Annotated in this window: 9 protein-coding genes, 2 tRNA genes and 3 rRNA genes; 10 read left to right on the plus strand and 4 right to left on the minus strand. The window is 42.1% G+C overall.

Annotated elements, in window-relative coordinates:
• Positions 1 to 73 precede the first annotated feature (73 nt).
• The 5 genes from rrf (HMPREF1128_RS02430) (at position 74) to xerD (ending at position 1,532) form a co-directional block, all read left to right on the plus strand.
• Positions 74 to 189: ribosomal RNA gene (gene rrf, locus HMPREF1128_RS02430) — 5S ribosomal RNA — on the plus strand.
• A gap of 52 nt (positions 190 to 241) precedes the next feature.
• Positions 242 to 357: ribosomal RNA gene (gene rrf / locus HMPREF1128_RS02435) — 5S ribosomal RNA — on the plus strand.
• Positions 358 to 369: 12 nt separating this feature from the next.
• Positions 370 to 446: transfer RNA gene (locus tag HMPREF1128_RS02440), tRNA-Asp, on the plus strand.
• 37 nt (positions 447 to 483) lie between these two features.
• Positions 484 to 559: transfer RNA gene (locus HMPREF1128_RS02445), tRNA-Trp, on the plus strand.
• Positions 560 to 638: 79 nt separating this feature from the next.
• Positions 639 to 1,532 (plus strand): site-specific tyrosine recombinase XerD, encoded by an 894-nt coding sequence (gene xerD, locus HMPREF1128_RS02450; RefSeq protein WP_007523934.1) that lies wholly within the window; start codon positions 639 to 641, stop codon positions 1,530 to 1,532.
• Here xerD and tilS read toward each other — a convergent pair.
• Positions 1,529 to 2,794 carry a tRNA lysidine(34) synthetase TilS gene (gene tilS, locus HMPREF1128_RS02455; RefSeq protein ID WP_007523944.1) on the minus strand — a complete coding sequence of 422 codons (1,266 nt, stop codon included), beginning with the start codon at positions 2,792 to 2,794 and terminating at the stop codon, positions 1,529 to 1,531. The genes xerD and tilS overlap by 4 nt on opposite strands.
• A gap of 101 nt (positions 2,795 to 2,895) precedes the next feature.
• Positions 2,896 to 4,254 (minus strand): tRNA uridine-5-carboxymethylaminomethyl(34) synthesis GTPase MnmE, encoded by a 1,359-nt coding sequence (gene mnmE / locus HMPREF1128_RS02460; RefSeq protein ID WP_007523948.1) that lies wholly within the window; start codon positions 4,252 to 4,254, stop codon positions 2,896 to 2,898.
• Between the two features lie 164 nt (positions 4,255 to 4,418).
• Between mnmE and HMPREF1128_RS02465 the strand changes: the two genes are divergently transcribed.
• Together HMPREF1128_RS02465 and tldD are read left to right on the plus strand one after the other, a co-directional pair.
• A complete protein-coding gene (locus tag HMPREF1128_RS02465; RefSeq protein ID WP_007523940.1) occupies positions 4,419 to 5,045 on the plus strand; it encodes a glutathione S-transferase family protein in 627 nt (208 codons plus the stop codon).
• A gap of 80 nt (positions 5,046 to 5,125) precedes the next feature.
• On the plus strand, positions 5,126 to 6,586 hold the full coding sequence (tldD, locus tag HMPREF1128_RS02470) for a metalloprotease TldD (RefSeq protein WP_007523942.1): 1,461 nt from the start codon (positions 5,126 to 5,128) through the stop codon (positions 6,584 to 6,586).
• Between the two features lie 41 nt (positions 6,587 to 6,627).
• On the opposite strand, the gene HMPREF1128_RS02475 is transcribed toward tldD, so the two are convergent.
• A complete protein-coding gene (locus HMPREF1128_RS02475; protein ID WP_007523938.1) occupies positions 6,628 to 7,053 on the minus strand; it encodes a hypothetical protein in 426 nt (141 codons plus the stop codon).
• 141 nt (positions 7,054 to 7,194) lie between these two features.
• Here HMPREF1128_RS02475 and prmA point away from each other — a divergent pair, with 141 nt between their 5' ends.
• Complete coding sequence (prmA, locus tag HMPREF1128_RS02480; protein ID WP_007523946.1) at positions 7,195 to 8,079, plus strand: 50S ribosomal protein L11 methyltransferase; 885 nt, start codon at positions 7,195 to 7,197, stop codon at positions 8,077 to 8,079.
• A gap of 57 nt (positions 8,080 to 8,136) precedes the next feature.
• Here the strand turns inward: prmA and HMPREF1128_RS02485 are convergent, their stop codons facing one another.
• The gene (locus HMPREF1128_RS02485; protein ID WP_007523932.1) at positions 8,137 to 8,421 is read right to left on the minus strand and encodes a putative quinol monooxygenase; all 285 of its coding nucleotides are present in this window, start codon (positions 8,419 to 8,421) and stop codon (positions 8,137 to 8,139) included.
• Positions 8,422 to 8,583: 162 nt separating this feature from the next.
• Between HMPREF1128_RS02485 and murI the strand changes: the two genes are divergently transcribed.
• Complete coding sequence (gene murI, locus HMPREF1128_RS02490; protein WP_010128136.1) at positions 8,584 to 9,390, plus strand: glutamate racemase; 807 nt, start codon at positions 8,584 to 8,586, stop codon at positions 9,388 to 9,390.
• A gap of 341 nt (positions 9,391 to 9,731) precedes the next feature.
• Positions 9,732 to 10,749, plus strand: a 16S ribosomal RNA gene (locus HMPREF1128_RS02495); the annotation flags it as partial.

The raw sequence follows: 10,749 nt of genomic DNA on the forward strand, positions 1-10,749 counted from the left end.
AAGGTTTTGAGGCTTGTTTTTGGTTTTGAGAAGAAGAATAGATAAGATAATGAGATGAATCATGACCGGATATTCCGGCGACCATAGTGCAGTAGTTCTACCTGACTCCATACCGAACTCAGAAGTAAAATGCTGTAACGCCGATGGTAGTGTGGGGCTTCCCCATGTGAGAGTAGGGCATCGCCGGATTTTATTTCCTTAGTTTTCTTAAATAGAGAGAATTAAGGAAATAAAGGATTTGATTGATAACCATAGTGCAGTAGTTCTACCTGACTCCATACCGAACTCAGAAGTAAAATGCTGTAACGCCGATGGTAGTGTGGGGCTTCCCCATGTGAGAGTAGGGCATTATCAATCTACTAAATTTGCGGAGCGGTAGTTCAGCTGGTTAGAATACCTGCCTGTCACGCAGGGGGTCGCGGGTTCGAGTCCCGTCCGTTCCGCCACTTAATTGTAAGCGAGTCAATTACTCGCTTTATCTTTAGGGGCGTAGTTCAATTGGTAGAGCACCGGTCTCCAAAACCGGGTGTTGGGAGTTCGAGCCTCTCCGCCCCTGCCATTATTTTAGAATGCCGATTAGTTTTGCTAATCGGCTTTTTGTTTATTTGGCAATAGTTAAAATACGGTAAGGCTTAAAGATGAAAACATTAGATCCCATTATGGAACAATTTTTAGATTCTCTTTGGCAAGAACATGGTTTATCTGATAATACTGTGGCATCTTATCGTTTAGACTTAACGCTATTTTCGGACTGGCTAACACCGCCAGAAACATTTCTTTCTATTGACCATTCTGGTTTACAAGCTTTTTTAGCTTGGCGTTTAACGCAAGGTTACAAATCTAGCAGTTCAGCAAGAATGCTGAGCTGTTTGCGTAAATTCTTTCGTTTTCTTTATACGGAACATTATAGAGAAGACGATCCTGCAAGCACATTAACTTCGCCTAAAAAGGCTGTTCATCTTCCGAAATCGATTAGTGAAGCACAGGTGATGGCTTTACTTGAAAGTCCAAACACACTTGATCCCGTAGAACTTCGCGATAAAGCGATGCTTGAATTACTTTATGCGACAGGTTTGCGAGTGACAGAGCTAGTTTCACTAACCTTAGATAATATTAGTTTACGCCAAGGTGTTGTTCGAGTGATTGGTAAGGGAGATAAAGAGCGTCTTGTGCCAATGGGTGAAGATGCCGTTTATTGGATTCAAACTTTTTTTGAACATGCCAGAGCCACATTATTAGCTAATCAGCCTTCAGATGTTGTTTTCCCGAGTCGTCGGGGTCAGCAAATGACTCGCCAAACCTTTTGGCACCGTATTAAACATTATGCAGTGTTAGCTGGAATTGATACAGAAAAACTCTCTCCCCATGTATTACGGCACGCTTTTGCTACGCATTTGGTCAATCATGGGGCAGATTTACGTGTTGTTCAAATGCTATTGGGGCATAGTGATCTCTCAACCACGCAAATCTATACTCACGTGGCGAAAGCGCGTTTGAAATCGCTCCATCAACAATTTCATCCGAGAGGTTAACTCAATACACAAACGAGCTGTGCTTGCCAAAAAATTAATGGTGTGCGACTTCTTTCCCAAACAGGAATCTGCTGTGCTTGCCAAATTTTCTTCATTTGCTCACGGTGTGGTTTAGCATATTGCGCCACCTGGCCGCTATGGTGCAGTTTTACGGTTAATTCCTCATTTGCAAGCGCTGATGGTAAGGCATAATGCTTTATATCAGTGTCTGTTTCTAATCTGAGTTCAGCTTGTTTCCGCACTAAAATGCCAATATTATCAGGCAATTCAATCGTTTGGTTCGCCAAAAGCGTGGCATGAAAATGTCCAGTTGGCTCAAATGTACGTGTAAGAAAAAGTTGCTGTTGATAACGACGGAGCCATTTATCACCAAGTTGGATCTCTGGTTGCTTGTCTGATTTGCTCATGATCATTTGTTTGATGATCTGCAATAACTGCGCTTGACTAGGCATCATTTGCTGTTGCTGGCTTAACCAGAGGCGCAGAAGTGCTTGCTGTTTTGAAAGAGAAAACTTTGAAAAATCTGCAATATTTAACGCATAGTTTGTTGGGTTGATATATTGCGTTAGCGTTTCTGCTAGCAACTCATCCAATAATTGTTGCTGCTGATACAAATTTGCTGTTGCCCGATAAACCATTTCATCAAAATGTAGCCAACGTTCATTTAACGTGGGTAACACTGCATTTCGCAAAAAATTGCGATCATAAATTTCTGATTGATTACTCTCATCTTCCATCCATTCAAGTTGATGCTGTACAGCGTATGCTTGAATCATGTCTTTCTTGATAGCGAGAAGCGGTCTAAAAAGAGGCATATTTTGCCAAAAGCCTACCACTGGCATTGCCGCTAAGCCTTTTGCTCCACTCCCTCGTTTTAAGGCAAGAAAGAAGGTTTCTACCTGATCCCCCTGATGATGTGCCGTTACCACTGTTTCATCGGCTTGTCGCACTGCTTGAATAGCTTGATAGCGTGCATGTCGTGCGGCATCCTCAATACCTTTTGAACCTTGTACTGAGACTTTTTGCAAAATAAACGGAATATTTAACCGCTTGCATAGCTGTTCGCAAAAATCAGCCCAGCTATCTGCATTCGGACTTAATCCGTGATGGACATGAATGGCGCGTAAGTTTAAAGGGAGTTGACTTAATAGATGCAGTAGTACGACCGAATCAATTCCGCCACTTAATGCCACTAAAAAATGAGTGCGGTTAGGTTGGTATTGATCTAATTGTTGATGGAGATGTTGAAGTAGCGCAGGCATCGTTTTCCTTATGGTTTATTTGTCGCTTCGCTATGATGGATAGGCAAGAAACAAGCGGTCAGATTTTGCAAAAATTTTGCGAAATTCGACCGCTTGCAACGTTATTTACCAATACAGAATGAGCTGAAAATATTCCCGAGCAAATCGTCAGAGGTAAATTGACCGGTAATTTCACTTAATGCGTTTTGCACCATTCTTAACTCTTCGGCTAATAATTCGCCGGCGAAAAATTGGGTAAGTTGAACATGCCCGCGGGCTAAATGCTCAGCCGCTTCTTCTAACGCTTGTAGATGGCGACGACGCGCTAAGAATCCGCCTTCGGTTGAACTTTGGTAGCCCATTGATTTTTTCAAATGCTCACGCAATAAATCAACCCCAACTTTTGTTTGCGCGGATAAACGAATGAGCGTGAAATTCTCCAGCTGTTCCAAGCCTTCTGGTTCGCCCGATAAATCCACCTTATTGCGAATAACCGTAACAGGCATATTCGGTGGTAATTTGGCTAAAAATTCTGCCCATTCTGCTTTGAAGTCATCAACTTTTTGTTCTGTACTATCAATCATCAATAATACTTGGTCGGCTTGCGCGATTTCTTCCCAAGCGCGTGCAATGCCGATGCGCTCAACTTCATCGCTGGCTTCACGTAGCCCTGCGGTATCAATAATATGCAGAGGCATGCCATCGATATGAATATGTTCACGCAATACATCGCGAGTAGTGCCGGCAATATCTGTGACAATCGCAGCTTCTCGCCCAGCTAATGCGTTCAGCAAGCTAGATTTCCCCGCATTTGGGCGACCTGCAATCACCACTTTCATGCCTTCACGTAAAATAGCACCTTGTTTAGCTTCTTGGCGTACGCCGTTAAGTTGCTGAATAATATCGTTTAAATGGCCTTCAATTTTGCCATCAGCAAGAAAATCAATTTCTTCATCAGGGAAATCAATGGCAGCTTCCACATAGGTGCGTAGATAAATAACACTATCAACTAACTGATTGATTTTATTTGAGAATTCGCCTTGTAGGGATTTTAATGCGGAACGTGCAGCTTGTTCACTGGTAGCATCAATTAAATCCGCAATGGCTTCTGCTTGGGCTAAATCGAGTTTGTCATTTAAAAAGGCTTGCTCTGAAAATTCACCGGCACGCGCAATTCGAACTCCTTCTACTTCTAAAATGCGTTTAAGCAGAATATCTAAAATAACCTGACCGCCGTGGCCTTGTAGCTCAAGGACATCTTCGCCAGTAAAAGAGTTTGGTGCTTTAAAAAAGAGTGCAATGCCTTGGTCGAGTGTTTCGCCGTTGCTGTCTTTAAATGGCAAGTAATTTGCCATTCTCGGCGTTAAGGTTCTGCCTAGCACCGCTTCTGCGACCTTGCTGGCAAGTGGGCCGGAAACCCGTAAAATGCCTACACCACCACGACCAATCGGTGTAGCTTGGGCAACAATGGTATCTTTCATTTGGAATCCTTTGCTGACAAGCGGTCAGTTTTGCAACAAATTTTGCAAATTCGACCGCTTGGAATATAAGTTAAAGGCATTATAGCAGCATTTCGCTTTTGCTTCATTGCCATAAAAAGCCTAAAATAGCGCTATTCTTTTCCCTTTAGACAGGATCTTAATTTATGAAATTATATGGTTTAATTGGCGCTTGTTCTTTTGTGCCGCATGTAGCGTTAGAATGGGTTAAAGCGCATAGTCATGAAAATTATGAGTTTGAGGCAGTTAGCCGTGAATTTATTAAATCACCAGAATTTTTGGCGTTAAACCCTCGCGGTGCAGTGCCATTATTAGTAGATGGCGATTTAGTGTTATCACAAAACCAAGCAATTTTGCATTATTTAGATGAACGCTTCCCTGAAGCAAAATTATTTGGTAGCAAAACCATGCGTGATAAAGCCAAAGCTTCGCGTTGGTTAGCGTTTTTTAATAGCGATGTACATAAATCGTTTGTGCCGTTATTCCGTTTACCAAGTTATGCGGAAGGCAATGAGGCATTAACCAAAACCATTCGCCAACAAGCCGCTGAACAAGTTTTAGAACAATTAGCTGTAGCGAATGCGCATCTTGAAAGTCATATTTTCTTTGGCGAAGCGATTTCTGTCGCAGATGTTTATCTCTACATTATGCTAAATTGGTGCCGCCGATTAGGGTTAGACTTCAGTCATTTAACACAGCTTTCACCATTTATGCAGCGAGTTGAAGCAGATAGCGGTGTAAATGCGGTACGTTTAGCCGAAGGCTTAAAATAAGCTAGACAGAACAGATAAGCGGTGAGATTTTGCGGAAGATTTGCTAAACGTTCACCGTTTTTTATTTCAAGAGAAAATTCATGTTAAAACAAGTTTCTGAAAGTTTGCTTGCACCAAGCGGGCTTGAACTCTCTCATTTGACGCAAGTATTAGACCAATTTTCGGCACGTCAAATTGATTATGCTGATCTTTATTTCCAATTAAGCCAAGATGAAAGTTGGGCGTTAGAAGATTCCATTATTAAAGAAGGTGGCTTTTATATTGACCGTGGCTTTGGTGTGCGAGCCGTTTCAGGTGAGAAAACTGGTTTCGCTTATGCAGATCAAATTGGATTAGAGCAGTTAATGCAATGTGCCACTGCGGCGCGTTCCATTACAGCAGAAAGCGGAAAATTATTGGTAAATAATTTCAAAGAAACGACCGCTTGCAAGCGCTATGCTTCGATCAATCCGCTAGAAACATTAAGTCGTGAACAGAAAGTTGAATTATTGCATTTAGTGGATCGTACTGCGCGCAAAGAAGACCCGCGCGTGGTGCAAGTTAATGCCAGCATTTCGGCGGTGTATGAAGAGATGCTCGTAGCAGCAACAGATGGTACTTTGGCTGCAGATATTCGCCCGCTGGTTAGATTATCCGTTTCAGTATTAGTAGAAGAAAATGGCAAACGTGAACGTGGCTCAGCTGGGGCGGGTGGTCGCTACGGTTTAACGTGGTTTTTAGAGCCACAAGTCGTCAATGGGGAAATGGTCGGCTACAACCGCGCTGAATTCTTAGCAAAAGAAGCGGTAAGAATGGCGTTAGTCAATTTAGGCGCAATGCCTGCGCCTGCAGGTACAATGCCGATTGTATTAGGTGCTGGCTGGCCGGGTATTTTATTACATGAAGCGGTTGGACACGGTTTGGAAGGCGATTTCAATCGTAAAGAATCTTCACTGTTTACTGGTAAAATTGGTGAGCAAGTGACTTCACCGCTTTGTACTATTGTCGATGATGGCACAATTGAGAATGTGCGTGGTTCAATGACCGTAGATGATGAAGGTGTGCCTTCACAGCGCAATGTGTTAATTGAAAATGGGATTCTGAAAGGCTATTTGCAAGATAAACTCAATGCACGTTTAATGGGCGTGGCACCGACAGGCAATGGCAGACGAGAATCTTATGCGCATTTACCTATGCCAAGAATGACCAATACTTATCTGACTGAAGGCCATGATGAATTTGAGGCAATGATTGAATCTGTTGATTATGGTATTTATGCACCACATTTTAGTGGCGGGCAAGTCGATATTACTTCTGGGAAGTTTGTTTTCTCTACCGCAGAAGCTTATTTGATTGAGAAAGGGAAAATTACCAAGCCTGTGACCGGCGCAACCTTGATTGGCAGTGGCATCGATGCAATGCAACAAGTTTCAATGGTGGGTAAAAAAATGCAACTTGACCCAGGTATTGGCACCTGCGGTAAAGAAGGGCAAAGTGTACCGGTCGGTGTAGGGCAGCCAACGGTAAAACTAGATAAAATTACCGTTGGTGGCCGAGGTTAGCTTCATTATAAAATCAGCTCGAAAGAGCTGATTTTATATTTCTACCAAGCAAACTCTTCATCATCGAAATTACTTTTAGCCGTTTCTTCTGTACATAAAATGCTAGTCAGCAGCTGCCCTTTATGTTTTACATCGACGCCACTTTCAGTGGTGTGATCAATAGAATCCAAATTCACATAAACTTGGTAAATATATTCGCCTTTTTGGAATGACATTGTTGACCAACGTCCCCTGCCAGTACCAGTCCATCTTTCTGAGCGCCCAAGTAGTTCAGATTTTTTATTACGCAAAGTTAATTCATTCTTAGATGCCGATCCAAATTTATATTCATAAATATCATTATTTAGCTTGTTCACTTCAATGTATTTATTATTTGTGGTTTTACACGAGAAAATAATTTCAGCTTGTACTGATTGGGATAATCCGATTGCACCTAAAAATAGTGCAGTTAATGCTAATTTCTTCATAATTATGCTCCAGGCATGTATAAACTTTGTCCATTATTATAATACTGTGTAATAGATTAAACAGTATAAGGCAAAAGAAACTTCCCGTTTTTTGTTGAAAAACGCTAAAATACCCCATTATGATAAAATAAGGATAACAAGATGGCGTGGGTACAAATTCGTTTAAATAGCACAGATAAACAAGCTGAGCAGATCAGTGATTTTTTAGAAGAGATTGGGGCAGTTTCGGTAACCTTTATGGATAGCCAAGATACACCGATTTTTGAACCGCTTCCAGGTGAAACGCGTTTGTGGGGAAATACAGATGTAGTTGGTTTATTTGATGCGGAAACAGACATGAAAGCAATTGTTGAAGCATTGATTATTAGCCGTTTAGTTGACCCTGATTTTGCACATAAGATTGAACAAATCGAAGATAAAGATTGGGAACGTGAATGGATGGATAATTTCCACCCAATGCAGTTTGGTAAACGTTTATGGATTTGCCCAAGCTGGCGTGAAGTTCCAGACCCAAATGCAGTCAATGTGATGTTAGACCCAGGTTTGGCGTTTGGAACAGGCACACACCCAACGACGGCACTTTGTTTACAATGGTTAGATGGGCTTGATTTAGCGGGCAAAACTGTGATCGATTTTGGTTGTGGTTCTGGCATTTTAGCGATTGCTGCGTTAAAACTTGGTGCAAAACGCGCGATTGGTATCGACATTGATCCCCAAGCAATTTTAGCTTCAACGAATAATGCGCAAGCAAATGGGGTGGCGGATCGCCTTGAATTGTTCTTAGCTAAAGATCAGCCGAAAGATTTAGTTGCTGATGTGGTAGTAGCAAATATTTTGGCGGGCCCGTTAAAAGAGTTAGCACCAAATATCATTACGCTGGTAAAACCACAAGGCGATTTAGGCTTATCAGGGATTTTAGCGACACAAGCTACTTCTGTGTGTGAAGCTTATGCCGAAGATTTCAATCTTGATCCTGTGGTGGAAAAAGAAGAGTGGTGCCGAATTACTGGCGTGAAAAAAGCTTAAATACTTATAATAGAAAGGAAGTTTGGATTGATTCAATGACCAAACTTCCTTTTATATTTAGAACAATTCAACGACATTGATTTCAATATCTTTCGCTAAAAGTTCGCCAAAGGCTTCAACTGCTTGGGCGAAGTGTGCCTGCTTGGTATGTAGGTCTAAATCGGCATCGCTTTCCCAGCGTTCGATAAAGGTATAAGTGTTGGCTTTACCAGCCACTTTACCGCAGTCATAGCTTACACAGCCTTTATCTTGGCGGGATGCGTTCACTAAATTTTTTGCGACAGATTCAAACTCAGCTAATTTCTCTGCTTTCACTTCACAAATTGCATAAACTCCGATCATGATATTCTCCTATTTGATTTGCTTATTCGGAGAGAAAAAGCATAAATAAAAATGCAGAATTTTGCAAGCGGTTGAATTCTTACGATTTTTTGCAAAGTGAATACTTGAATGAGGAAAAAGAAGAGAGTAGCATTTCCGCATTATTTTCTTTCTATATAAAGTATGAAACCGACGATTCTTCTATACGATTCGGGCATGGGCGGGCTGACTGTTTATGATGAAGTGCGCAAGGCACTGCCGAATGCGCACTATTTATATTGCTTTGATAATGCTTGTTTTCCTTATTCAGAAAAATCAGAATCGGTATTAAATCATCGAGCGTTAAGCATTGTGCAAAAAATTGCGGAAAAATACCCGCTTGATCTCGTGGTTGTTGCATGCAATACGGCAAGCACCGTGGTATTACCGGCATTGCGCCAAGCGTTTTCTTTTCCTATTGTAGGAACAGTACCGGCAATTAAGCCAGCAGCAGAAATTTCAGAGACTAAGACAATAGGATTACTTGCGACGAAAGGCACCATCGTTCGACAATATGTATTAGATCTTATTGATAAATATGCGAAAAATTGTGTAGTGGAAAAAATAGGTACGACGGATCTAGTAGAAATAGTCGAAGAAAAACAACAAACAGGGATCGTTGATCTCGCAAGATTAAAGGCCGTAGTTACGCCTTGGATCGACAATAAAGATTTAGATACGGTAATTTTAGGGTGTACGCATTTTCCATTAGTAAAAACAGAACTACAAGAATTATTGCCTCAAGTGAAGTTTTTTGTTGATTCTGGTAGCGCGATTGCTAAAAGAGTAAAAAATTTATTATCTGAACAGATTATTGTTTGTTCAGAATCGGATAAAAAACCACAAGCAAATCTCGCTTTTTGTACTGCAAAAACAGAGAACTTTTTCGCCAGAGAAAAAGTCATGCAAAAATGGGGTTTTGCAAGCTTAATGGAATTGAACTGTAAGTGATAGAAAAACATCAGTTTTTGATAAAATTTGCGACATTTCGATTACAAATAAAACAAGCGGTAAAAAATTTAAATTTTTTTGCAAAAAAGGCTTGCAAGGATTTGAGATTTCTCTATAATGCACCCCACACAACGACGCGCTGTTGTGAATCTTCAGAAAAAGCAGTGCGTCGTTTATTTTTGTTCTTTAACAACATATCAGACAATCTGTGTGGGCACTTGTTGATTGACTTGATTTAAAAATATTTTTTAATTTTGAAGTCTTAATAGGTGCTAACTAGAAATTCATTATACTTTTTAAGTAGTGACATTTTATGTCAGCAGTATTGAGCGATTGAACTTGAATTGAAGAGTTTGATCATGGCTCAGATTGAACGCTGGCGGCAGGCTTAACACATGCAAGTCGAACGGTAACAGGAAGAAAGCTTGCTTTCTTTGCTGACGAGTGGCGGACGGGTGAGTAATGCTTGGGAATCTGGCTTATGGAGGGGGATAACTACGGGAAACTGTAGCTAATACCGCGTAATATCGAGAGATTAAAGGGTGGGACCGCAAGGCCACCTGCCATGAGATGAGCCCAAGTGGGATTAGGTAGTTGGTGAGGTAAAGGCTCACCAAGCCGACGATCTCTAGCTGGTCTGAGAGGATGACCAGCCACACTGGAACTGAGACACGGTCCAGACTCCTACGGGAGGCAGCAGTGGGGAATATTGCACAATGGGGGGAACCCTGATGCAGCCATGCCGCGTGAATGAAGAAGGCCTTCGGGTTGTAAAGTTCTTTCGGTAGCGAGGAAGGCATTTAGTTTAATAGACTAGATGATTGACGTTAACTACAGAAGAAGCACCGGCTAACTCCGTGCCAGCAGCCGCGGTAATACGGGGGGTGCGAGCGTTAATCGGAATAACTGGGCGTAAAGGGCACGCAGGCGGTGACTTAAGTGAGATGTGAAAGCCCCGGGCTTAACCTGGGAATTGCATTTCATACTGGGTCGCTAGAGTACTTTAGGGAGGGGTAGAATTCCACGTGTAGCGGTGAAATGCGTAGAGATGTGGAGGAATACCGAAGGCGAAGGCAGCCCCTTGGGAATGTACTGACGCTCATGTGCGAAAGCGTGGGGAGCAAACAGGATTAGATACCCTGGTAGTCCACGCTGTAAACGATGTCGATTTGGGGGTTGGGCTTTAAGCTTGGCGCCCGTAGCTAACGTGATAAATCGACCGCCTGGGGAGTACGGCCGCAAGGTTAAAACTCAAATGAATTGACGGGGGCCCGCACAAGCGGTGGAGCATGTGGTTTAATTCGATGCAACGCGAAGAACCTTACCTACTCTTGACATCCAGAGAACTTTCCAGAGATG

This window comes from Haemophilus sputorum HK 2154 (genome assembly GCF_000287615.1).
GTDB classification, from domain to species: Bacteria; Pseudomonadota; Gammaproteobacteria; order Enterobacterales; family Pasteurellaceae; genus Haemophilus_A; species Haemophilus_A sputorum.